This window comes from Actinomycetospora corticicola (genome assembly GCF_013409505.1).
Classification (GTDB): domain Bacteria; phylum Actinomycetota; class Actinomycetes; order Mycobacteriales; family Pseudonocardiaceae; genus Actinomycetospora; species Actinomycetospora corticicola.
The window spans coordinates 5,795,506-5,817,794 of the sequence record NZ_JACCBN010000001.1; the positions used below are offsets into that span (position 1 = coordinate 5,795,506).

General features: G+C 72.6%; 21 protein-coding genes and 1 tRNA gene. 18 read left to right on the forward strand and 4 right to left on the reverse strand.

Annotated features, from left to right (window positions below):
• The first annotated feature begins 50 nt into the window (after nucleotides 1–50).
• Genes BJ983_RS28200 through BJ983_RS28210 form a run of 3 tightly spaced genes read left to right on the forward strand, consistent with a single transcriptional unit; the run spans nucleotide 51 to nucleotide 2,433 of the window.
• Complete coding sequence (locus tag BJ983_RS28200) at nucleotides 51–1,001, forward strand: PLP-dependent cysteine synthase family protein (protein ID WP_179796847.1); 951 nt, start codon at nucleotides 51–53, stop codon at nucleotides 999–1,001.
• 28 nt (nucleotides 1,002–1,029) lie between these two features.
• Nucleotides 1,030–1,665, forward strand: coding sequence for a rhomboid family intramembrane serine protease (locus BJ983_RS28205; RefSeq protein ID WP_179796848.1), 636 nt, complete (start codon nucleotides 1,030–1,032; stop codon nucleotides 1,663–1,665).
• A gap of 9 nt (nucleotides 1,666–1,674) precedes the next feature.
• On the forward strand, nucleotides 1,675–2,433 hold the full coding sequence (locus tag BJ983_RS28210; protein ID WP_179796849.1) for an MBL fold metallo-hydrolase: 759 nt from the start codon (nucleotides 1,675–1,677) through the stop codon (nucleotides 2,431–2,433).
• 98 nt (nucleotides 2,434–2,531) lie between these two features.
• On the opposite strand, the gene BJ983_RS28215 is transcribed toward BJ983_RS28210, so the two are convergent.
• On the reverse strand, nucleotides 2,532–3,974 hold the full coding sequence (locus BJ983_RS28215) for a DHA2 family efflux MFS transporter permease subunit (RefSeq protein WP_343054392.1): 1,443 nt from the start codon (nucleotides 3,972–3,974) through the stop codon (nucleotides 2,532–2,534).
• A gap of 66 nt (nucleotides 3,975–4,040) precedes the next feature.
• Here BJ983_RS28215 and rph point away from each other — a divergent pair, with 66 nt between their 5' ends.
• From rph to BJ983_RS28245, 6 genes are all read left to right on the forward strand, one after another.
• Entirely contained in the window at nucleotides 4,041–4,784 is a 744-nt protein-coding gene (rph, locus tag BJ983_RS28220; RefSeq protein ID WP_179796850.1) for a ribonuclease PH, read from the forward strand.
• Nucleotides 4,781–5,473, forward strand: a complete 693-nt coding sequence (gene rdgB, locus BJ983_RS28225) for an RdgB/HAM1 family non-canonical purine NTP pyrophosphatase (protein WP_179796851.1) — start codon at nucleotides 4,781–4,783, stop codon at nucleotides 5,471–5,473. The genes rph and rdgB overlap by 4 nt, the downstream gene beginning before the upstream one ends.
• A gap of 4 nt (nucleotides 5,474–5,477) precedes the next feature.
• Nucleotides 5,478–6,089 (forward strand): methyltransferase, encoded by a 612-nt coding sequence (locus BJ983_RS28230; RefSeq protein WP_179796852.1) that lies wholly within the window; start codon nucleotides 5,478–5,480, stop codon nucleotides 6,087–6,089.
• 10 nt (nucleotides 6,090–6,099) lie between these two features.
• Nucleotides 6,100–6,885, forward strand: coding sequence for an alpha/beta fold hydrolase (locus BJ983_RS28235; protein WP_179796853.1), 786 nt, complete (start codon nucleotides 6,100–6,102; stop codon nucleotides 6,883–6,885).
• A gap of 74 nt (nucleotides 6,886–6,959) precedes the next feature.
• Complete coding sequence (locus BJ983_RS28240) at nucleotides 6,960–7,604, forward strand: HNH endonuclease signature motif containing protein (protein ID WP_179796854.1); 645 nt, start codon at nucleotides 6,960–6,962, stop codon at nucleotides 7,602–7,604.
• Nucleotides 7,605–7,617: 13 nt separating this feature from the next.
• Nucleotides 7,618–7,691, forward strand: a tRNA-Leu gene (locus tag BJ983_RS28245).
• Nucleotide 7,692: 1 nt separating this feature from the next.
• Here the strand turns inward: BJ983_RS28245 and bcp are convergent.
• On the reverse strand, nucleotides 7,693–8,166 hold the full coding sequence (bcp, locus tag BJ983_RS28250) for a thioredoxin-dependent thiol peroxidase (protein ID WP_179796855.1): 474 nt from the start codon (nucleotides 8,164–8,166) through the stop codon (nucleotides 7,693–7,695).
• 143 nt (nucleotides 8,167–8,309) lie between these two features.
• Between bcp and BJ983_RS28255 the strand changes: the two genes are divergently transcribed.
• From BJ983_RS28255 to BJ983_RS28290, 8 genes are all read left to right on the forward strand, one after another.
• Complete coding sequence (locus BJ983_RS28255) at nucleotides 8,310–8,531, forward strand: DUF3618 domain-containing protein (RefSeq protein WP_179796856.1); 222 nt, start codon at nucleotides 8,310–8,312, stop codon at nucleotides 8,529–8,531.
• A gap of 84 nt (nucleotides 8,532–8,615) precedes the next feature.
• The gene (locus tag BJ983_RS28260) at nucleotides 8,616–10,340 is read left to right on the forward strand and encodes an AMP-binding protein (RefSeq protein ID WP_179796857.1); all 1,725 of its coding nucleotides are present in this window, start codon (nucleotides 8,616–8,618) and stop codon (nucleotides 10,338–10,340) included.
• The gene (locus BJ983_RS28265; protein ID WP_179796858.1) at nucleotides 10,337–10,756 is read left to right on the forward strand and encodes a hotdog domain-containing protein; all 420 of its coding nucleotides are present in this window, start codon (nucleotides 10,337–10,339) and stop codon (nucleotides 10,754–10,756) included. Before BJ983_RS28260 ends, BJ983_RS28265 begins: the two co-directional genes overlap by 4 nt.
• Nucleotides 10,757–10,891: 135 nt before the next feature.
• Complete coding sequence (locus BJ983_RS28270; protein ID WP_218890517.1) at nucleotides 10,892–11,317, forward strand: hypothetical protein; 426 nt, start codon at nucleotides 10,892–10,894, stop codon at nucleotides 11,315–11,317.
• Nucleotides 11,318–11,373: 56 nt separating this feature from the next.
• Nucleotides 11,374–11,892, forward strand: a complete 519-nt coding sequence (locus tag BJ983_RS28275) for a DUF3558 domain-containing protein (RefSeq protein WP_246326667.1) — start codon at nucleotides 11,374–11,376, stop codon at nucleotides 11,890–11,892.
• Between the two features lie 127 nt (nucleotides 11,893–12,019).
• Entirely contained in the window at nucleotides 12,020–12,592 is a 573-nt protein-coding gene (locus BJ983_RS28280; protein WP_179796861.1) for a cadmium resistance transporter, read from the forward strand.
• A gap of 73 nt (nucleotides 12,593–12,665) precedes the next feature.
• Complete coding sequence (locus BJ983_RS28285; RefSeq protein WP_246326668.1) at nucleotides 12,666–17,036, forward strand: RHS repeat-associated core domain-containing protein; 4,371 nt, start codon at nucleotides 12,666–12,668, stop codon at nucleotides 17,034–17,036.
• The gene (locus BJ983_RS28290) at nucleotides 17,033–17,305 is read left to right on the forward strand and encodes a hypothetical protein (protein ID WP_179796863.1); all 273 of its coding nucleotides are present in this window, start codon (nucleotides 17,033–17,035) and stop codon (nucleotides 17,303–17,305) included. The genes BJ983_RS28285 and BJ983_RS28290 overlap by 4 nt, the downstream gene beginning before the upstream one ends.
• A gap of 402 nt (nucleotides 17,306–17,707) precedes the next feature.
• On the opposite strand, the gene speD is transcribed toward BJ983_RS28290, so the two are convergent.
• Together speD and BJ983_RS28300 are read right to left on the reverse strand one after the other, a co-directional pair.
• The gene (speD, locus tag BJ983_RS28295) at nucleotides 17,708–18,964 is read right to left on the reverse strand and encodes an adenosylmethionine decarboxylase (RefSeq protein WP_179796864.1); all 1,257 of its coding nucleotides are present in this window, start codon (nucleotides 18,962–18,964) and stop codon (nucleotides 17,708–17,710) included.
• Nucleotides 18,961–20,064 (reverse strand): type III PLP-dependent enzyme domain-containing protein, encoded by a 1,104-nt coding sequence (locus BJ983_RS28300; protein WP_179796865.1) that lies wholly within the window; start codon nucleotides 20,062–20,064, stop codon nucleotides 18,961–18,963. Before BJ983_RS28300 ends, speD begins: the two co-directional genes overlap by 4 nt.
• A gap of 307 nt (nucleotides 20,065–20,371) precedes the next feature.
• Between BJ983_RS28300 and BJ983_RS28305 the strand changes: the two genes are divergently transcribed.
• Entirely contained in the window at nucleotides 20,372–22,273 is a 1,902-nt protein-coding gene (locus tag BJ983_RS28305; protein ID WP_179796866.1) for a hypothetical protein, read from the forward strand.
• Nucleotides 22,274–22,289: the final 16 nt, after the last annotated feature.

Here is a 22,289-nt window from a genome sequence, read left to right on the forward strand (position 1 = left end):
GTTCCCCGGGCCGGCGCGGTCCGGGGGCCGTCTCTTCTCTGGAGCACCCGATGGCGCGGTACGACTCGCTGATCCACGCCCTGGGCGACACCCCCGTCGTGGGGCTGCCGTCGTTCTCTCCCGCCCCGCACGTGCGGCTCTGGGCCAAGCTCGAGGACCGCAACCCCACCGGGTCGATCAAGGACCGCCCGGCCCTGCGGATGATCACGAAGGCCGAGGAGGAGGGGCTCCTCACGCCGGGCTGCACCATCCTCGAGCCCACCTCGGGCAACACCGGGATCTCGCTGGCGATGGCCGCGAAGCTCAAGGGCTACTCGCTGGTCTGCGTCATGCCGGAGAACACCTCGGCGGAACGGCGTCAGCTGCTCGAGATGTACGGCGCCCGCATCATCTTCTCGCCGGCCGCCGGCGGCTCCAACCAGGCGGTCGCGACCGCCAAGGAGATCGCGGCGCAGAACCCGGACTGGGTCATGCTCTACCAGTACGGCAACCCCGCGAACCCGCTCGCGCACTACGAGGGCACCGGCCCGGAGATCCTCCGCGACGTCCCCACCATCACGCACTTCGTGGCGGGCCTCGGCACCACCGGCACGCTCGTGGGCACCGGCCGCTACCTGCGTGAGCACAAGCCGGACTGCCAGATCATCGCCGCCGAGCCGCGCTACGGCGAGCTGGTCTACGGGCTGCGGAACATGGACGAGGGCTTCGTGCCGGAGCTCTACGACCCCGAGGTCCTCACCGGCCGGTATTCGGTCGGCGCGGCGGACGCCCTGCGGCGCACCCGCCAGCTCGTCGAGCAGGAGGGCATCTTCGCCGGCATCTCCACCGGCGGCATCCTCCACGCGGCGCTGGCCCAGGCCGAGAAGGCGGCCGGGAGCGACGACGAGGCCGACATCGTGATGATCGTCTGCGACGGCGGGTGGAAGTACCTGTCCACCGGCGCCTACTCCGGCACGCTGGAGGAGGCCGCGGAGGGGCTCGAGGGCCAGCTCTGGGCCTGATTTCTCAGGATCCGTCGCTATCGTCGGGATGGTGAGCGCCCCGACCGTCCCCGCGAAGCCCCGCATCATCCCGGCGCATCCGGCCCGCGCCGCCGTCGGGATGGTGCTCTTCCTCGCCCTGCTGTGGGCGATCGAGGCGGTGGACCAGTTCGTCTTCCGGGGCGCGCTGGACTACGACGGCATCGCCCCGCGTCAGGTCGAGGGGCTCACCGGCATCCTCTGGGCGCCCCTGCTGCACGCCGGGTGGGCGCACCTCATCGCCAACTCGCTGCCGTTCCTGGTGCTCGGCTTCCTCGTCCTGGCCGGCGGCCTCGGGCAGTTCATCGCGGTGACCGCCCTCGTGTGGCTGCTCGGTGGCTTCCTGACCTGGCTCACCGGCTTCGGGGTCACCGTCGGGGCGTCCGGGGTGATCTTCGGATGGCTCGCCTTCCTGCTCTTCCGCGGGTTCTTCGCCCGGTCCGGACGGCAGATCGCGCTCGCAGTCGTGCTCTTCCTGCTCTACGGCGGGGTGCTCTGGGGCGTGCTGCCGGGCACGCCCGGGGTCTCCTGGCAGGCCCACCTGTTCGGTGCTCTCGCCGGGATCCTGGCCGCGCGTCTCGTCGCCTCGGCAGATCGGCGGAGCCGTCCGTCCGCAGGAGTGTCGCCCTCTCCGATCGGCCCGTAGGGTGCGCCCGTGGAACTGATCGTCCTGGGGTGTTCCGGCAGCGGGGCCGGACCCACCTCGCCCGCGTCCGGGTACCTCGTGCGCACCCGCTCCACGACCCTGGCGCTCGACCTGGGCAACGGCACCTTCGGGACGCTGCAGCGCCACATGGACCCGTTCGACCTCGACGCCGTGGTCCTGTCGCACCTGCACCCCGACCACTGCGCCGACGTGTCCGGGCTGATCGTCCACCGGCGCTACCACCCCGACGGGCCCGGCAAGGTCCTGCCGCTGCACGGGCCGAGCGAGTCCGAGGTGCGCCTGGCGGTGGCCTACGCCCCGTCGTCGGACGAGCGGGTCGCCACCGACCTCACCGACGTCTTCGACTACCACGTGTTCGCCGACGGCCCCGCCGGCGTCGGGGACATCGCGCTGTCCAGCGCGCCCGTCGACCACCCCTGCGAGGCCTACGGGGTGCGGCTCGAGCACGACGGCCGGGTGCTCGTCTACTCGGGCGACACCGGACCGTGCGACACGCTCGTCGACCTCGCCCGGGGCGCCGACGTGCTGCTCTGCGAGGCGACCTGGACCGACTCGCCCGACCGCCCGCCGGGGGTGCACCTCTCCGGCAAGCAGGCCGGCGAGGTCGCCCGCCAGGCCGGGGTGAAGCGGCTGCTCATCACCCACGTGCCCGCCTGGTACGACGGCGAGGACCTGCTCACCGAGGCCCGCGGGGAGTTCTCCGGCCCGGCCGAGCTGGTACGCCCGGACGGGCACTACACGATCTGAGCGTCGTCGCTGCGTCGTTGCGCCGCGAGGTTCGCAGGGGGCAGGTTCCGGGGCGCCCGGGCCTGCGTGACGTGACCCTCGCCGGCGGAACGGGCCGATCAGCGCGCCGGTGCCCCGCCGACGGGCTCGTCGACGAGCCCGGCGGGGGTGTCCCGCGCCGTCGGGCGGGTCCGCGGGAGCAGCAGGGCCACGAGGCCGGCGACCGCCACGACCACCGCCGCCACCGCGAACGCCCGCGTGGTTCCCGCCGTGGACGCCGCCGCCGGCGAGGCGCCCGCCGCGAGGAGACCGTCGGAACGGGACGTGGCGAGGGTGGACAGCACGGCGAGGCCGATCGCACCGCCGACCTGTCGCGAGGTGTTGAGCAGCCCGGAGGCCAGCCCCGCCTGCGTGCGGTCGACGCCGGAGGTGGCGGCGCCCGCGAGCGGCGTCAGCGCGATGCCCATGCCGAGCCCGACCGCGACGCCCGGACCGAGCACGCCGTCCACCCATGTGGACTCCGGGGTGAGCAGCGCGAACCAGGCGAAGCCGGCTGCCGTCAGGAAGGCACCGCCGACGAGCAGGGGGCGGGCGTCGAGGCGCGCGAGCATGCGGGAGGAGAACTGGGAGCCGAGCACGATCGACGCGGACTGCGGGAGGAACGCGAGCCCGGCGGTGAGCGCGTCGAAGCCGAGGACGCCCTGCATGTGGATCGAGACGAAATACCACATGGCGAACATGGCCGAGGCGATCAGCGCCATCGTCCCGTTGGCGACGCTGACCGGGCGCACCCGGAAGATGCCCAGCGGCACGAGCGGGGAGGCGATCCGGGTCTCCAGGAACACGAACCCCGTGAGCAGGACCGCCGCGACGACGAAGCTGCCCCAGGTCAGAGGGGCGGCCCACCCGGCGGTCTCACTGGTGACCACGCCGTGCACGAAGGCGACCAGCCCACCGGTGACGAGCAGCGCGCCGCCCGTGTCGAGGCGGGGCCGGTGGTCCGCACGGGTCTCCGACACCGCGATCCGGGCGAGGACGGCGGTGACCACGACCACCGGCACGTTGACCAGGAAGATCCACCGCCAGCTGAGGAAGTGCACGAGCACCCCGCCGGCGATGCCGCCCACGGCACCACCCACGCCGCCGATCGCCGCCCACGCGCCGAGGGCCCTCGAGCGGGCCGCGCCCTCGGTGAACGTCGTGGTGAGGATCGTCAGTGTCGCGGGGGAGAGGACCGCACCGCCGAGCCCCTGCGCGGCGCGGGCGGCGAGGACGAGCCCCTGCGAGTCGGCCAGCCCGCCCACCAGGGACGCCACTCCGAACAGCACGAGCCCGGCCAGGAACATCCGACGACGCCCGAAGAGATCCGCTGCTCGCCCGCCGAGGAGCAGGAACCCGGCGAACGCGAGCGTGTACGCGCTGACCACCCACTGCAGCCCCACCGCCGAGAAGCCCAGCGCGTCCCGCATCGCCGGCAGCGCCACGTTCACGATCGACACGTCGAGCACGACCATGAACTGCGCGAGGCAGGCGACGAGGAGAACCAGACGGTCACGGGGCACGTACTCACGCTAACCAAGGGGTCCGACAGCGTCGCCCCGGAGCGGCGCCTCCTAGGGTGGGCGACCGTGGCACGCAGTGACGGCAGGTCCGACGACGAACTCCGCCCCATCGAGATCCGCCGGGGGTTCCAGCAGCACCCTGCCGGGTCCGTGCTGGTGTCCTTCGGCAACACCCGGGTGCTCTGCGCCGCGAGCGTGACCGAGGGCGTCCCGCGGTGGCGACGCGACTCCGGGCTCGGCTGGCTGACCGCCGAGTACGCGATGCTGCCCTCGGCGACGCACACCCGCTCCGACCGCGAGTCGGTCAAGGGCCGGGTCGGCGGCCGTACGCACGAGATCAGCCGTCTGGTCGGCCGCTCGTTGCGCGCGGCGATCGACCTCAAGGCCCTCGGTGAGAACACGATCCAGCTCGACTGCGACGTGCTGCAGGCCGACGGCGGGACCCGCACGGCCGCGATCACCGGCGCGTACGTCGCGCTCGCCGACGCCGTGACCTGGCTCGGGGCGAAGAAGAAGCTGGCCGACCCGAACCCGCTGTCGTGCTCGATCGCCGCGGTCTCGGTGGGCGTCGTCGACGGCCGCGTGCGCCTCGACCTGCCCTACGAGGAGGACAGCCGCGCCGAGGTCGACATGAACGTCGTCGCCACCGACGCCGGCACGCTCGTCGAGGTGCAGGGCACGGGGGAGGGCGCCACCTACACCCGCGACACGCTCGACAAGATGCTCGACTCGGCGCTCGCCGGCATCGCGAAGCTGACCGAGGCCCAGGCGGCCGCGCTCGCCGAGCCGTACCCGGGGGAGCTGCCGTGACGGGCGACCGGGTCGAGCTCCGCTCCGCTGCGTCTCCCACGAAGGTCCTGCTGGCCACCCGGAACGACGCCAAGCTCATCGAGCTCCGGGAGATCGTCGCGGGCTTCGGGCTCGAGGTCGTCGGGCTGAACGAGGTGCCCGAGTTCCCCGAGAAGCCGGAGACCGGGGCGACGTTCGCGGAGAACTCGCTGGCCAAGGCCCGTGACGCCTGCGCCGCGACCGGGATGATCGCGGTCGCGGACGACTCCGGGCTCGCCGTCGACGCCCTCAACGGGATGCCCGGCGTGCTGTCGGCGCGGTGGTCGGGCTCGAGCGGGGACCGCCGCGAGAAGGACGCGAAGAACCTCGCGCTGGTCCTCGACCAGATGGCCGACGTCCCCGAGGAGCGCCGCGGCGCCGCCTTCGTCTGCGCGGCCGCCGCCGTGCACCCGGACGGGCGCGAGATCGTGGTGACCGAGCGCTGGCCCGGGCGGCTGATCCGCACCTCCCGCGGCATCAACGGCTTCGGCTACGACCCGGCCTTCGTTCCCGACGGCGGGTCGCGCACCTCCGCGGAGATGTCGCCGGAGGAGAAGAACGCGGTCTCGCACCGGGCGCGGGCGTTCCGGGCCCTGGCCCCGGAGCTGCGGACGCTCGTCGGGGACGCCCCGTCGTCGGGAGACGATGCGCGGCGGAGCTCGACCTCGTGACCTCGTGAACCAGCAGTACTTCGCCGAGGAGCCGAGCACCCCGTCGTCGCCCGAACCGGCGCGGCTCGACGTCCGGGGCCTGTCGTTGCGGGTCACGACCGACGCCGGGGTGTTCGCGCGCGGCCGGCTCGACAAGGGCACGCGGGTGCTGCTCGAGCACGCCCCGGAACCCGAGCGGGGCGGTGACCTGCTCGACCTCGGGTGCGGGTGGGGCCCGATCGCCCTGTGGCTCGCGACGATCCGGCGGCGGTCCACGGTGTGGGCGGTGGACGTGAACACGCGGGCGCTCGCGCTGGTGGAGGAGAACGCGCGCGCGGCCGGGCTCGGGAACGTCCGAGCCTGTCGTCCGGACGAGGTCCCCGACGACGTCCGCTTCACCGGTATGTGGTCCAACCCGCCGATCCGCGGCGGCAAGGCCGCGTTGCACGACCTGCTCCTGCAGTGGCTCCCGCGGGTCGACGGACCCAGCCACCTCGTCGTCGCGAAGCACCTCGGATCCGACTCGCTCGCGCGCTGGCTGGGCGATCAGGGGTACAGGGTGTCGAGACTGTCGTCGAACGCGGGGTTCCGCGTGCTGGAGGTCGTCCTCGATGCTGGCGGTGGAACGGAGCGGTAGCGGAGACCCCGTGCTGTGTCTGCACGGATGGCCGGGCGGGGTGTCGGACTACCGGCTGCTGACGCCGTTGCTGGTGGACGTGGCCGAGGTCGTGGCGCCGCACCTGCCGGGCTTCGGTCGTTCCTTCTCCCCGGGTGACGAGTCGAGGCCGCCGTCGGATTTCGACCGGGCGCACCTGGTGTCGGCGCTCGGGGAGCTGGACCTCGGCCCCGCCGTCGTCGTGGGGTACGACATCGGCATCACGACGGCGGTCGCGTATGCGCGGGAGCACCCCGACCGCGTGCGCGCCCTCGTCCTGGGCAACACCCTCGCTCCGTCGGTGACGGTGGAGGCGGTGCTGTCGGACTCCTACCGTCCCGAGTTCTGGTACCAGGACTTCCACCAGCTCGAGCTGGCCCGGCAGCTCATCGACTCGAACCCGGCCGCCGTCCGGACGTACCTGGAGCACTTCTGGTCGCACTGGGGCGCCCGCCCCGAGGCCGTGGTGGACGAGCAGCTCGTCGAGGACTACTCGCGGCCGGGCGCGTTCACGGCGTCCGTGAACTGGTACCGGTCGGGCTCGTCGTCGTTGTACACGGCGTTGGGGCTCCGCGGCGTGACGGAGTTCCCGCCCCCGGTGGACGTGCCGGCGACCGTGATCTGGGGCGCGCTGGACCCGATCTTCCCGCCGGCGTTCGCGTCCGCCGTGCCGGACCTGCTGCCTCGCGCGGACGTGCGGGTGCTCGACGACGTCGGGCACTTCACGCCCGTCGAGGCGGCGTCGGAGATGGCGGAGGCGATCCGGTCGTACCTCTGAGGCCTTCCCGACGACGGGTGACGGACGTTGAGTAGACACTGTTGTTCGAACATGTGTTCGAGTACAGTTGAGTTATGCCACGCCAACGCTCCTGGACCGACGAGCAGCTCCGAGCTGCCGTCGCGGCGAGTTCCACGCTCGCCGACGTCTATCGTCATCTCGGATTGCGCCCGGGCAAGTACGACGCGATGGAGGCGCACATCGCTCGGGCTCGCATCGACGCCTCGCACCTCACACGACGGCCCCAGCTGAGGCCCCGCGCGTTCGATTGGACGGACGACGACCTGGCCGAGATCGTCGCCCGGGTCAGCACCATCAGCGATGTGCTGCGTGAACTCGGCTACCGGCCGAGCGGCGGCATGCATCGCTTCATGACGGCGAGGATCAAATCGCTCGGTCTCGACACGGCGCACTTCGTCGGGCGAGGGTCCATGGCCGGCAAGCGGTTCCCGGGCATCCGTCGGCCGCTCGAGGAGTTGCTGGTTGCCGGGTCGACGGTCCCCTCCGGCAAGCTCCGAGCGAAGTTGATCGACGCCGGCCTGAAGGAGGCGCGCTGCGAGTGCTGCGGGCTGTCCGAGTGGCAGGGCAAGCCGCTCCCGCTGCAGTTGGACCACATCAACGGCGACCACACCGACAACCGGCTCGTGAACCTCCGTATCCTCTGCGGCAACTGCCACTCGCAGACCGACACCTGGTGCGGCCGCGGTCGGAAAAGGTAAGCCAATCAGCAGAGCCGGCGTAGCCCAAAGGCAGGAGGCACACCCCTTAGGAGGGTGACAGTGTGGGTTCGAATCCCACCGCCGGCACTTACAGCTTCAGATCGCGGAGCAACCGGCCCACGTGGCCGGTGGCCTTGACCCCGTACTGGGCGACCTCGATCTTGCCCTCGGCGTCGACCACGAAGGTCGACCGGATGACGCCCACCGAGGTGCGGCCGTACATCGTCTTCTCGCCCCACGCGCCCCACTCGGGCATGACCGTCTTGTCGACGTCCGAGAGCAGCGGGAACGTCAGCCCCTGGTCGGCGCGGAACTTGGCGAGCTTCTCCGGCTTGTCCGGCGAGATGCCGACCACGTCGATCCCGGCGTCGTTGAGCGTGCCGAGGTTCTCGGTGAAGTCGCACGCCTCCTTGGTGCAGCCCGGGGTGTTCGCGGCGGGGTAGAAGTAGACGACGACCCGTCGTCCGCGGTAGTCCGCCAGGGACACGGTCTCGCCCGTGTCGGAGGTCAGCGAGAAGTCCGGAGCGACGTCACCGGGGGTCAGGCGGTTATCGGCAGCCACGGGCGGGCACGATACCGCTCACATGTCGTCGGCCACCGTGCGGCGCGTCGCCGGAGACTCGGCGCGCGAGGGCGACACGATGCCGCCACGATGGCGGCACCCGAGGTGCTGCGGCACGTACCGAGAAGGACGAGGGAGGCTCCGTGGCACGCGACCCGGACACCATCGAGCGAGAGATCGAGCAGGCTCGCGAGGCGCTCGCCGGGGCGCTGGACGAGCTCTCCGAGCGGGCCAACCCGCAGCGTCTCGCCGACCAGGGCAAGGAGATGGCCGCCGAGAAGTGGGCGGACCCGAAGATCAAGTACGCCGTGATCGCGGCGGGCACCTTGATCGGGCTGTTGGTGCTGCGCAAGCTGTTCAAGTAGCCGGTCGAACGGCTGTGGGCGGGTGCCGCGAGGTGATAGGAACCTCGCAGCGTCCGCCCATCGTCGTTCCCGGAGGTTCTCCCCGTGCCGTCGTCGTCCTTGACTCCCGCCGCGCAGGCCTTCCGCGCCGCGCGTGACCTGCTCGTCGAGCGACAGACCGACTACGACGCCGCCCGACGTGACTTCACCTGGCCCCAGCTCGAGGAGTTCAACTGGGCGCTGGAGCACTTCGACGCGATCGGTCGGGACCCGTCGTCGGCGGACCGGGCCGCGCTCTGGATCGTCGAGCAGGACGGGTCCGAGGCGAAGTACTCCTTCGCGACGATGACCGAGCGGTCGAACCGTGTCGCGAACTGGCTGCGCTCCCTCGGGGTCCGGCGGGGTGACCGGCTCATCCTGATGCTGGCGAACCAGGTCGAGCTCTGGGACACGATCCTCGCGGCGATGAAGCTCGGGGCCATCCTGATCCCGTCGACGCCGATGCTCGGCGCCGCCGACCTCCGCGACCGCATCGACCGCGGGGCTGCCCGCCACGTCGTCGTGCGCGACGCCGACGTCGACAAGTTCGACGACGTCCCCGGCGACTACACGCGGATCGCGGTCGGCTCCTCCATCCCGGAGGGGTGGCAGGACTTCGCGTCGGCCGGCTCGGAGTCGGCGGAGTTCGAGCCGGACGGCCCGACCCGGGCCGACGACACGCTGCTCCTCTACTTCACCTCGGGCACGACGTCGAAGCCGAAGCTCGTGCAGCACACGCACGTGTCCTACCCGGTGGGACACCTCTCGACCATGTACTGGATCGGCCTGCAGCCGGGCGACGTGCACTGCAACGTGGCCTCGCCAGGCTGGGCGAAGCACGCGTGGTCGAACGTCTTCGCGCCGTGGTGCGCCGAGGCGACGATCTTCATCTACAACTACTCGCGGTTCGACGCGGACACGATGCTGAAGACGCTCGTCGACCACGGCGTCACCACCTTCTGCGCGCCTCCCACGGTGTGGCGGATGCTCATCCAGGCCGACCTGAAGGCCTGGAAGGTCCCGATGCGCGAGCTCGTCGGCGCCGGCGAGCCGCTGAACGCCGAGGTCATCGAGCAGGTCCGCGATGCCTGGGGTCTGACGATCCGGGACGGCTTCGGCCAGACCGAGTCGTCGCTGCAGATCGCGAACACCCCGGGTCAGCCGGTGAAGGACGGCTCGATGGGTCGTCCGCTGCCGGGCTTCGAGATCGCGCTGGTGGACCCGGTGTCGGGCGCGGTCGGCGAGGAGGGCGAGATCTGCGTCGACCTGTCGAAGCGCCCGGTCGGCCTCATGGTCGGGTACGCCGACGACGAGGAACGCAACGCCGAGGTCATGCGCGGCGGCTATTACCACACCGGTGACGTCGGGGCCCGCGACTCCGACGGCTACATCACCTACGTCGGGCGCTCCGACGACGTGTTCAAGGCGTCGGACTACCGCATCTCGCCCTTCGAGCTGGAGAGCGTGCTCATCGAGCACGAGGCGGTGGCCGAGGCGGCCGTCGTGCCCTCGCCCGACCCGCTCCGGCTCGCCGTCCCGAAGGCGTACGTGGTCCTGGCGCGCGGTTTCTCGCCGGACGAGTCGACGGCGCGGTCGATTCTGGAGTACTGCCGCGCGAACCTGCCCGCGTACAAGCGCGTGCGGCGTCTGGAGTTCGCGGACCTGCCGAAGACGATCTCGGGCAAGATTCGCCGGGTCGAACTGCGCGGGCGGGAGAACGAGCTGCGCCCCGGTGGCGAGGGCACGCCCGACGGCGAGTTCTCGGACGAATCGCTCGGGCTGCGTTCGTGAGTTTCGCGTTCCCGGTCGTGCCGCGGTACGCCGAGATCGACCAGCAGGGCGTGGTGTTCTTCGGTCACTACCTGACCTGGTGCGACGAGGCGATGACGGCGTTCCAGTCCGCGGTCGGTTACCCCTATCCGGACATGATCGCCGACGGCGTGGACATCCAGGTGGTGCACGCGTCGCTGGACTACCGCGCCTCGGTGCAGTGGGGCGACCTCGTGGAGCTCGGCGTCGAGAACGAGAAGGTGGGCACGACCTCGTTGTCGACGCGGGTGACCGTCCGTCGCCGCCCGTCGGCCGGTGAGGAGTGGGAGGACGCCGTGACCGTGCAGCTGGTGCACGTCTGCGTCGACTCGACCTCGTTCACGAAGGTGCCGGTGCCGGCCCGGTTGTCGGAGGGGCTCGCGGCGTCCCGAGGGTGAAGTGGTGCGGCGGGACCGAGTCGGTGTGACTCGGTCCCGCCGTCCTCCTTCCCGACGGCGGGTCCCCGGGCTCTCGCCGTCCGGCTTCGTCCGTTCCGGCCCTCTCGGGCGGCCTGTCCGGCTAGCGTGCTCGACGTGACCACGCCCTGGCCGCCGGAGCCGCCCGTCCAGGCGTCGGATCCGGCGCGCCTGTGGAACGGCCAGGTCATGCCGCGCCAGGTGGTCGAGATGCCGACCGGCGGCTCGTTCACCGTCGACCTCGCCCGGGCACCGGAGGCGATCCGCGAGCTGGAGCACGCGCGGGATCAGCTGCGAGCGCTCATGGTCGAGGCCAGGCGGCTGGGTCGGATCGACCCTGGCACCACGGATCAAGTGAGCCTGGACGCCGCAACTGTCTTCGGCGCGACAGCAGATGGCGGAGACGGATCTCTCGTCCGTGCGCTCGAGACCGGAGCGCAGCGGCTCGACCTGCTCATCGACACGGTGAGGTCAGAGCTCCGTAGCTACCGAGACGTGGACGCCGGCACCTCTGTCGGCTTCGGCGATCTCAACGCGCGATGAGCGCGACCGTCGCCAGGACTGTCCTGGCAGTCTCGACATGCTTGACGCTCTGTCTGATGGCGGGGTGCTCGGCGGAGGCCCCCGTCGCACCCGGGCCCGCTCGCAACCTCGAGCGGTATGGCGCCCCCACCGTCCCCAGGTCGCTGGATGTCACTGCTCAGGCGACCGATCCTTGCCAATCGCTGTTGTCGGTCGCGGAGCTCTCGGACCTGGGATTCGACGCTCGGGGGTCTGCTCGCTCCTATCTGGGAGTCCAAGAGTGTTCGTGGACAGCGGATGATGGACAGAGTCTCAGCCTGGCTGCGGATCGCGACAGAGACTTGCTCGCAGACGCCTACCGGGTGCGCGGACGCGGCGTGTTCATTCCGATCGATGTTGCAGGTTTCCCGGCCGTCGTCGAGAAGACCGGGCGCGGCGAGCTGAATTCGTGTTCGCTGACGACCGGGCTGGGCCCACGTCAGGCCCTGACGGCGCAATGGTTCGGCAAGGAGCCCCTGGGATCGAACCCTGACGCTTGCGAACTCGCGAAGCAGGCATCGACGTTGGCGATCCGCAAGCTCCCGCCGGCCTCGTAGCGCGGAAAGATCTCGACGAGCCTCGCGAAGTGCTCGCTGAGCGAACGGTCCGCACGGCTGGACGAGATCGTGCGGCCGGACGTCCACCACGGCGTCACGGACGAGCCGCCACTAACGTCACGACCTCGTGGACCTGACGACGATCGGCAGGGCCGTCGTCATGTTCGCGGTCACGAACGTCGACGACCTCCTCCTGCTCGCGCTCTTCCTCGCAGGCGCCCGTCGTCGGGGCGCCGCGACGCGGATCGTGCTCGGGCAGTACCTCGGGTTCGTCGGGATCCTCGCGCTGTCCCTCGCCGGAGCTCTCGGTGCGGCGTTGCTGCCGGAGGGCGTGATCCCGTACCTCGGTCTGGTCCCGCTGGCGCTCGGGCTGCGGGCGGCATGGATGGTCTGGCGGGCCGACGGCGACGGGGACGAGGACGTCCGCGCCGCCGCCCCCGGGGTGCTCGCGGTCGCCGGCATCACGCTCGCGAACGGGGGCGACAACCTCGGGGTCTACATCCCCGTGCTCGCGACGGCGGGTCGCGCCGGGCTCGTCGTCTACGTCGCGGTGTTCCTCGTGCTCGTCGGCGTCTGGTGCGCCCTCGGCCGGTTCCTCGCGACCCGGGCGCCCGTGGCCCGGACCCTCGCGCGGTACGGCCACGTGGCCCTGCCGGTCGTCCTCGTCGCCGTCGGACTGCTGATCCTCGTCGGCGCCTGACTTTTCCCGAACCGCACCCACGGCGTGCGCGGGTTCCCTACCGTCCGGCGTCGAGGGGGTGGTCCGGGTGCCGATGCCGGGGGACGCGGGAGCCGTCGAAGCCGGCGCGACGCAGCTGTCGTCGACGGCCGAGCAGTTCACCAGCGCCGGCGAGGGCATCCGGGCAGCGGGCGGCGGGCTCGGCAGCGCCTGGACCGGCGGCGCAGCCACGGCGGCGACCGGGCAGATCGCCGAGATCGGCAGCCGGGCGGCGATCGGCGCGGACGTGTCGCGGCTCGCCGGGCAGGCGCTGACCACCTACGCCAATGAGCTCCGCGCCGCGCAGGAGATGTTCGCCCGCGGGGAGGAGATGGTCCGGCAGGGTGAGGCGGAGCTGGCGGCAGCCTCCGCACGGGTGGCTGGCCTGGCCGGCACCGCGGCGCCGGCCTCGCAGCAGCAGGACGCCGCGATGGACGCCGCCAACCTCGCCGTCACCGTGGCCCAGCAGAAGATCGACGAGGGCCGGGCCCTCATGGAGCGGGCGACCCAGCAGGAGCTGCAGGCCAACCAGGCCGCCACGTCCCAGGTGCAGGCCGCCCAGGGACAGCTGGCGGGGATGACGGCGCCGGTCACCGGCGCTGCCGGTGGGGCACCGGGTGCCGTGGCGGGCGCGCCCGGTGCTCCACTCGGACCACCGATACACCTCGCGGCAGCCGCACCGCCCGCGCCCCCGAAGGCGCCCGAGGAGGAGTCCGGGTTCTCGTGGAAGGACCTCGGGCACGCGGCCCTCGACCTCGCCGGCCTCGTACCCGTGGTGGGCGAGGTCGCCGACGGCGCCAACGCCGCCTGGTACACCGCCGAGGGCGACTACCTCAACGCCGGGCTCTCCGCGGCCGCGATGATCCCGTTCGCGGGTTGGGCGGCCGCCGGCGTCAAGGGCGGCATCAAGGTGGCCGACGCGGTGGAGGCCGGGTCGAGGCTCGCGCCGGAGGCCGCAGCCGCCATCAGGACCGCGCCCTCCCCGCCGTCCGGAATGCGCATCGACATGGCCCCCGCCACGAGGACCCCGCCCGCCGAGGGCCTGGTCCTGCGCGAGCCGGTGGACATGGGCACCGGGCACCTCCTGCTGCCCGCCGTCGACGTCGTCCTCCCCGGCGCCCTCCCGCTCGTCCTCGAGCGCTTCCACCGGTCGACCTACCGGTCGGGGCGCTTCTTCGGTCCGACCTGGACCTCCACCCTCGACCAGCACGTCGTCGTCACCGCCGACGAGATCGTCCTCGCCCGCGCCGACGGCATGGCTCTGCACTTCCCGACGACGGGAGGCGCGTCCCGCGAGGACCCGCGCTGGACCCTCGCGCTCGACGGGACCACGCCCGTCGTCGGGAACGGGGATCGTCGGTGGCACTTCGGCGGGGCGGGGGAGCAGCGCTGGCTGACCGCGGTGGTGGAGCGCGGACACCGCGTCGACGTGGACCGGTTGGCGGACGGGACGCCGCTCGAGGTCGTACACGGCGGCGGGTACCGGGTGCGGGTCCTGAGCGAGCGCGACCGGAAGGTCGGCTATGACCTGGTGGGAGCGGGTCCCGACGGCGAGGACCGCGCGCTCGTCCGCTTCGGGTACGAGGCGGGGAACCTGACGGCGGTGGTGGCGTCCTCCGGGCTGCCGACGCGGTTCGGCTACGACGAGCGCGGGCGCATCACGGGCTGGGCCGACCGGATCGGGACCTGGTTCCGCCACGAGTACGACGACCACGACCGGCTCGTCCGGCAGGTCGGCTCGGGCGACACGCTGAACTGCACGTTCGCCTACTCCGACGACGTCGTCTCCTGCACCGACTCGCTCGGGCACACCACGCGGTACGTGCACGACGAGGACGGTCGGGTCGTCCGGACGATCGACCCGCTGGGCCACGAGCGACGGTCCGCGTACGAGGGCGGGCGGCTGGTCACCGAGACCGACGAGCTCGGCCGGACGACGCGCTTCGGCCACGACGCCCTCGGTGTCCTGGACCGGGTCGTCCGGCCGGACGGGTCCGAGGTCGTCGAGGAGCACGACGACGCCGGGCGTCCGGTGCGGGTGCGCGACGCCGACGGGGCGGTGTGGTCGCACGCGTACGACGGGTCGGGACGCCGGGTCGCGACGACCGATCCGCTGGGCGCCACGAGCCGCTACGAGTACGACGACGGAGGTCTGATCGCGGTCGTCGACGCCCTCGGCGGGACGACGCGGGTAGAGAACGACGCGGCGGGTCTGCCGGTGGCCGTGACCGACCCGGTCGGGGCGGTGACGCGGTGGGAGCGCGACGCCTTCGGCCGCGTGGTCGCCGAGACCGACCCGACGGGCCTGCTCACGCGGTTCTCCTGGACGCTCGAGGGGCGGCTCGCGACACGCACCCTTCCCGACGGCGGGGTCGAGCGGCGCCTGTACGACGGCGAGGGCAACCTGACGTCGGTCACCTCGGCCACGGGTGCCGTGACCCGCTTCGAGCACACGCACTTCGACCTCGTCGCCGCGCGGATCGAGCCGGACGGGTCGCGGTTCGAGCAGGCGTGGGACACGGAGATGCGGCTGGTCGGGGTCACGTCACCCGACGGCTCTCGGTGGACCTACGAGTACGACGCGGCAGGACGGCTCGTCGCGGAGACCGACTACGACGGACGGCGCCGGACCTACGACGTCGACGCGGCCGGCCAGGTGCGGGCGCGGACGAACGCTCTCGGCGAGACCGTCACCTACGGGTTCACCGCCCTGGGGCAGGTCGCCGAACGGCGGGCTCGCGGCTCGCTGACGACCTACGACCACGACCCGGTCGGTCGCCTCGTCCGGGCGACGACACCCGACGTGGACGTGGTGCTGACGAGGGACGCGGTCGGCCGCGTGGTGGGGGAGGCGACGAACGGCCGCGCGGTCACTTCGTCGTACGACCCCCTCGGGCGGCGGACCGAGCGGACGACCCCGGCCGGGCAGGTGTCGCGGTGGACCTACGCGCCCGACTCGACGGTGCGCTCGCTCGTCGCGGGGGTCGAGATCGGGTTCGACCACGACGTGGCCGGCCGCGAGACCCGTCGTCGGGCGGGCGGCGGTGTGGTGGAGCAGGAGTGGTCCGCCGGACGGATGGTCGGCCAGCGGATCGGCGATCTGTCGCGTGAGTACCGCTACGGCGCCGACGGGGCGCTCACCGGTGTCGGCGCCCGCGAGTTCGACCTCGACGCTCGCGGCCGGGTGACGGCGATCCGCGCCGGGGCCTGGGTCGAGCAGTACGACTACGACGCGCTGGGCAACACGACCGACGCGTCCTGGCCGGGCGCCGATCCCGACGTGAGCGGGCCGCGCTCGTTCCGCGGGACGGTGCTCGAGCGGGCCGGGCGGGTCAGCTACGCCCACGACGCCGAGGGCCGCGTGGTGCAGCGGGTCCGACGGCGGCTCGGTGGCCGGGCGGAGACCTGGCGGTACGAGTGGGACGCGCTGGACCAGCTGGTCGGGGTCACGACCCCCGACGGTGCACGGTGGCGATACGTCTACGACGCCTTCGGCCGGCGGGTGTCGAAGGTCCGCGACGACGGCTCCGAGCAGGTCGACTTCGCCTGGGACGGGCCGACCCTCGTCGAGGAGGTCCGGCACACGGCCGACGGGGTGTCGGCCACGACGTGGGACCACGTCGGCCTCCACCCGGTCGCGCAACGGACCCGCTCACGTGCGGCCGGGCAGGCGGAGATCGACGAGGCGTTCTTCTCGATCGTCACCGACCTCGTCGGCGCTCCGACGGAACTCGTCTCCGACGACGGGTCGGTGGTCGGGCAGGCCCGCCGGTCACTGTGGGGCCGGACGACCTGGAGCGGCGTCTCGACACCCCTGCTCTTCCCGGGCCAGTACCTCGACCCCGAGACGGGCTTCGCCTACAACCTGCACCGCTACTACGACCCGGACACGGCCCGGTACCTGTCGCAGGACCCGCTCGGACTCGCGCCCGCCCCGAACCCGGCGGCCTACGTGCACAACCCGCACACCTGGGCCGACCCGCTGGGCCTGAACCCGTGTGCAGCCCAACCGCCGGCATCGGGTGGTGGTCAGCCGGCGCTCCCGCCGGGTCCGAGCGCGAGACAGAAGGCTTTGCCCCCGAGCAGCGGCCTCGTGGACCTGGCCAGCCCCAATCGGCGCCAGCACATCCTGTTTGGTGACGGCCCCGGAAGAGGCGGTCACTACCCTCCTGCACAGTCGGGCAAGACCGAGTTTCCTGCGCGATGGGGCCCAGAGCAGACCATGCATCACGTGTCCGACATCGCGACGGACCCGAACGCAGTTGTTAAGGGTGGAGGAAAGGGTGGGGGCTTGTTCGACAAGCACGGCGCCCCGGCCCGGTTCCGGCACTACGGTGTGCGTGACGGCGTATCCATCAAGGTGGTGACGGAGCCTGCGGGCGAAGGCATCATCACGGCACACCCGCACTCGGGAGCCTGGAATTGAACGAGGACGACCTCTGGAAGCTGCACGACCTCCTGGCCAAGGACGGCGTGGATGACGAGACGCTCAGTCTGCTGAGTGACGACATCCAGGCGGGAGAGTTCGTGGTCGGCATCGAACAGATTGCAGACACGGTATCCGAGTACGACATCGTGATCTCGGAACGGACTGGGCGCCTGCTCAGACGTATCGGTGAACACTTCACCGTGACCAGACCGTCATTCATCGAGGTGTCAGACAGGTTTTCGGGGCCCCCGTCGACCTCGCGCTGAGCCAAGCCACACGGTCGAGTCGAAACGAGACACCGCGGGGAGCCTGCCTCTCTGGTTCATGCGAGCAGGAGAGCCGAGCTTCGACGGGCGCAGTACCCACGGCACGAGCGAGCACCTACGGTGGTCGTGGAGCGCCGATGACCACCGCAGGTGCTCGTTGATCATGGTCGAGCAGTCCGGCCCGGTCTTGTCGCGGCGACCAGGCCGTGCCGGATCACCGTGTCGCTGTGAAGCACAGCGATAAGGTGCGGACGCGCTGACCGGAGCCTGCGACAGGGCCGCTCGACAGAACGAGAGGACCCCTGTCGGGCTCACGACGGGTGCGCGAGCCCGCTGAGGGTCCTCTCGTCCGCGGGGAGCGAGCCCGGACGTCCTGTGCGGCCGTCCGTGCCCGCCCGAAGGTCAGTGCCGGACCGCGAACGGCAGGATCGACCCGCGCAGCAGGGCCTCCGCGTCGACGGAGGTCAGCTCCGGGAACCGCGACAGCCGGGACGAGGCCAGCGCCACCGGGTCGTCGACCGCGTCGAGGCGGCCCGTCAGGTACGCCCACTCGTGCTCGTCCGAGCAGTAGGGGAGCACCGTGGGGAACACCGAGGAGAAGCGGGCCGACATCCGCTTCAGGGTGTCGTTGCGCCACACCGTCGGACAGCCCGCCTGCGTGCACACCACCCCGCCGGGCGCGAGCACCGATGCGCAGCGCTCGAGGAACGGGGTGCCGTAGAGGCGGGCGTGCTGGGCGGGGTCGTCGACCTCGACCGGCTCGTCGGGCAGGTCCACGATCACGACGTCGTACCGGTCGCCCCGCTCCGCGGCCGCCGCGAGGAACTCCCAGCCGTCCGCGTAGTGCACCCGCACCGGACCGTCGCCCGCCTCGGCGGCCTCCAGCTCGGCGGCGGAGTAGCCGTAGGGCAGCAGCGAGGCGCAGCGCCGGACGCACTCGGTGTCGATGTCGACGTGGTCGACCACCGACGCGCCGGCCGCGACCGCGAGCTGCGAGACCACGCCCTCGGAGGAGCCCACGATCAGCACCCGGTCGAGCTGGTCGGCGAGCAGCAGAGGCGGGACGGCGAGGGCCTCGTGGTAGACGAGCTGGGTCTGCTCGGTCGACTGCCGCTCGCCGTCGCAGAACAGCGAGATCCCCTGCGCGGTGCGCGCGACGATCATGTCCTGCCACTCGGTGCGGCCCCGGAAGAGCACCTCGTCGATCCGCCAGCGCCGACGCATCCCGGCCGCGAGCGGCTCGTCGACCTCGCGCTGACCGACCACGTCGGGCGCGAGCCCGGCGCCGCGCGCCACGATCTGCGCCCGCACCTCGACGGCCCCGACCTCGCGTCCGAGCACCTCGACGATCCGCTCCGGATCGGCGTGCTCGCCGCACGTGAACACGTCCACGAACGCCGCGCCCGCCTCGGGATAGGCGTGCACCGAGGCATGGGACTCGGCGAGGAGGGCGAGCACGGTCGTGCCCTGCGGCTCGAAGCGGTGGGCCACGACGTCGAGGACGGTCGCGCCGCCCGCGTCGAGGGCGGTCCGGAGCGCGCGGGTGACGGCGGCGTCGTCACCGAGCAGCGCGGCGGACACCCCGCGCAGCTCGGCGAGCACGTGGCGCCCCGCGAAGGAGGGTGCGGATACGTCCGGGGGGACGGCGGAGGTCGTCAATCAGGGGTCCTCTCAGGGGTAGGGAGGGTGGTGATCACGGTCGGCAGCGGAGGGAGTCCGTTGAAGCCGACCGACGCGTAACTGGAGGTGTAGGCGCCGGCGCCGAGGAACTCGACGACGTCGCCGGGGGCCAGGTCGAGGGGCAGCTGCACGTCGGCGCGCCGGTAGAGCACGTCGTCGCCGTCGCAGGTCGGCCCGGCCAGCACCACGGGTCCCCGTGGCGCGGCGTCGGGGTGCCCGGGGCACCGCAACCGGTAGACGATCATCTCGCCCTCGGTCTCGGCGAGGCCCTGGTAGCGCCCCACGTCGAGGTAGACCCAGCGGCGCCCGGCCCGCTCGGTCACGAGCACCACCTCGGCGACCAGCACGCCCGCGTCCGCCACGAGCGCCCGTCCGGGCTCGGCCACGAGGTGCGGCCGCCAGTCGCCGAGCTCGGCGTCGATCGCGGCCGCGATCTCCCACAGCGTGGGCACGCGGCCGGCACCGTGCCTCGTCGGGAAGCCGCCCCCGAGGTTGAGCTCCTCGACGGCCACCCCGGACAGGGCGACCGCCCGCCGGGCGGAGGCGATGCCCCGGCACCACGACGACGGGTCGGTCTGCTGCGACCCCGGGTGGAACCCGAGCCCGTGCGGGCGCAGGCCCACGTCGCGGGCGCGGCACAGGAGCGCCGCGGCCTCCTCGGGAGGAACGCCGAACTTGCCGGCGAAGGGGGTGGCGGACCCGTCGTCGTCCACGGCCAGGCGCACCGTGACCGCCGCCCCGGGCGCCTCGCGGGCGAGCAGGTCCACGTCGGCGGCCGAGTCGGTGGTGAAACGGGAGACCCCCGCGGCCACCGCGGCGCGGACGTCGGACGCCTTCTTGACGGGGTTGCCCCAGGTCATCCGCCGGGGCTCCACGCCCGCGAGCAGGCACGCGTCGAGCTCCCCGACGCTCGCGAGATCGGCACTCGCTCCGAGCCCGGCGAGCAGCGCGAGCACGTCCGGGTGCGGGTTCGCCTTGATGGCGTAAGCGGGCTCGACGTGCGGGAACGCGTCACGAAAGGTGACGTAGGAGGTCTGGACGACGGAGAGGTCGAGCTCCAGACGGGGGCTCGCGTTCACCCTTCCGGACGACGGGGGTGGCTGGTCCGACGCACGTCCGTGCGCCTGCACCGTTCGCTGTGCACCCACGTCCTCCATCGTGCCCGCAACCGCTGGTCCGCGATGCACGAAACGGCTGACGTGAGACCTAACGGACGCGTACTGTCCGAGATCTTCCGTTCTGGCGGGATCGGGAGTGGCGGGTCGGGGAGAAAGCAGGAGACGTATGCCTTCGGGCTCCCAGGGAGGATGGGAGACGGGTCGGCGGCGGCAGCAGAGGTGGCCGCGGTGGTCGGCCCGCAGCACGGCCGTCACGGGGTTGTTCGCCGTGGCGGTCATGGCGGCGGCCCTCGGGATCGGGCGCACGGTCGTGGCGCCGCCCGGACCGAGCGAGCAGGCCGCGGGGACGACGGGCAACTCGCGCACACTGGTGCCCGAGGAGACCGGGACCCAGGGGTTCGACGACGGGTACGGCGCGTCGGGTTCGTCATCGGCCGCGCGCCCGACGCAGGCCCCGGCGTCCGGGCTCGGCATCCCCGCCCCGCCCGCCGGGACCGACCCCGACGACTCGCTCGACCCACCCCTGACACCGATTCCGCTGCCCGGGGCGCGGCCGCAGGGCAGCGCGCCCGCGCCGGCGACGAGCACCCCGGCGGGCTGGGATCCGCCGCTCGCGCCGATCGTGCCGGGTGGCGCGTCCTCGCCCACCCCCGCGCCGTCCGCGACCTCGGCCCCACCCGTTCCCGCGGCGCCCGTCGTGCCGGTGCCCGACCCGGGTGCCGTGGCCCCGCCGAGCCCGGCCGCACCGGCGCGTCCGGCCGCACCGGTCAGCCCGGCCACGCCTGCGAGCCCGGCCACGCCTGCGGCCCCGGCAACGCCGGCGCCGGCGGCGACACCGGACCGCCCCGGCGTGCTCGATCTGCCCGGACGGGTGCTCGGCGGTGGTGGCGGGCCGCCCGAGCAGACCCGCGAGCGGGACGAGACCCGCGCCCGCGCGCCGCAGGGCAACGACAAGGGCGGCAAGGACCAGGGCGCCGGCAACGCGGGCGCCGCCGACCGTGGTGGCGACCGGGCCGCCGGCAATGACGAGCCCGCCGCCCAGGACAAACCCGCCGGCAAGAAGGAGGGCCCCGCCACCCCGCGTACTGCTGCCCTCCCGGCGGTCGCGCCGGCCGGGTGGCCGATCCCGATGCTGGGCCCGAGCAGCTCGGACGCCCCGTCCTCCTCGGCCACCACCGCCGAGCTGCCGGGCGAGGCCACCTCCACCGGCACCGGGTCGACCCTTGCACCGACGCGCACACCGGCCGGCGGGGCCGCCACCGGTGCGCTGCCCGACGGCTGGCCCCTCCCGACCCTCGGCTCGCCGTCGACCGACGCCCCGCCCGGGTCGTCGGATGCGATCACCACGACGACGGGCCCGGCCAGCGGAACCACCGGCACCGACCCGACGGCCACCCGGGCCCCCAGCACGCGGACCGCCGACCCCACCGGCACCGGCGCACCGGGCACGCGCAGCGGGAGCCCGGGCACCGCGGCCACCACGGCGGCACCGCCCGCCTCGGGTGACGAGGCGGAGACGACCGCCACCGACCCGACGACAGGCGTGACCACCACCCGCAGCCGCAGCGTCGATCCGGGCAGCGGTGCGGTGACGACCCGGTCGACGCAGACCGACCCGACCAGTCGTTCGCGCACCGTCCAGACGACCACCCGGTCGGCGGACGCCTCGAGCGTCGAGGTCACCACCACCCGGGAGTCCGCCGACCACGGGGACGCGACCACCACCCGGGCGCGGGCGTCGTCGAGCTCGACGCCGTCCTCGAGATCGACGGCGCAGTCGACGGCGCAGTCCACGGCACAATCGACGGGACGGTCGACGTCGAAGCCGTCCGCCGAGTCGTCGTCGGGACCGTCGTCGCGGTCGAGTTCGAGCTCGTCCGCGAAGTCGTCCTCCAAGCCCTCCTCGAAGCCGACGTCGCGGTCCTCGAGCTCGTCGGTGCGCTCCAGCACCTCGAAGGGCTCCGACGGCTCGACGGTGAAGGAGACGACCACCTCCGACGGCGAGGGCAACAAGGTCACCAAGCGCAGCGTCACCTCGTCCGACGGCGACGAGAAGACGGTCTACTCCGCGCAGTCCTCCGACGGGCAGAGCTTCGAGTACGAGACGTCGAGCGCCGTGACCGACCCGTCGGGGACCGAGAACTGGTGGTCACGACTCTGGTCGTGGTGAGCGACGATCGGGTACA

Excerpts from the sequence above, each read along its gene's own strand:
- BJ983_RS28285 (WP_246326668.1), top strand. The coding sequence starts at position 12,666 with ATGCCGGGGGACGCGGGAGCCGTCGAAGCCGGCGCGACGCAGCTGTCG.
- BJ983_RS28200 (WP_179796847.1), top strand. The coding sequence starts at position 51 with ATGGCGCGGTACGACTCGCTGATCCACGCCCTGGGCGACACCCCCGTC.
- BJ983_RS28275 (WP_246326667.1), top strand. The coding sequence starts at position 11,374 with ATGGCGGGGTGCTCGGCGGAGGCCCCCGTCGCACCCGGGCCCGCTCGC.
- BJ983_RS28240 (WP_179796854.1), top strand. The coding sequence starts at position 6,960 with ATGCCACGCCAACGCTCCTGGACCGACGAGCAGCTCCGAGCTGCCGTC.
- BJ983_RS28205 (WP_179796848.1), top strand. The coding sequence starts at position 1,030 with ATGGTGAGCGCCCCGACCGTCCCCGCGAAGCCCCGCATCATCCCGGCG.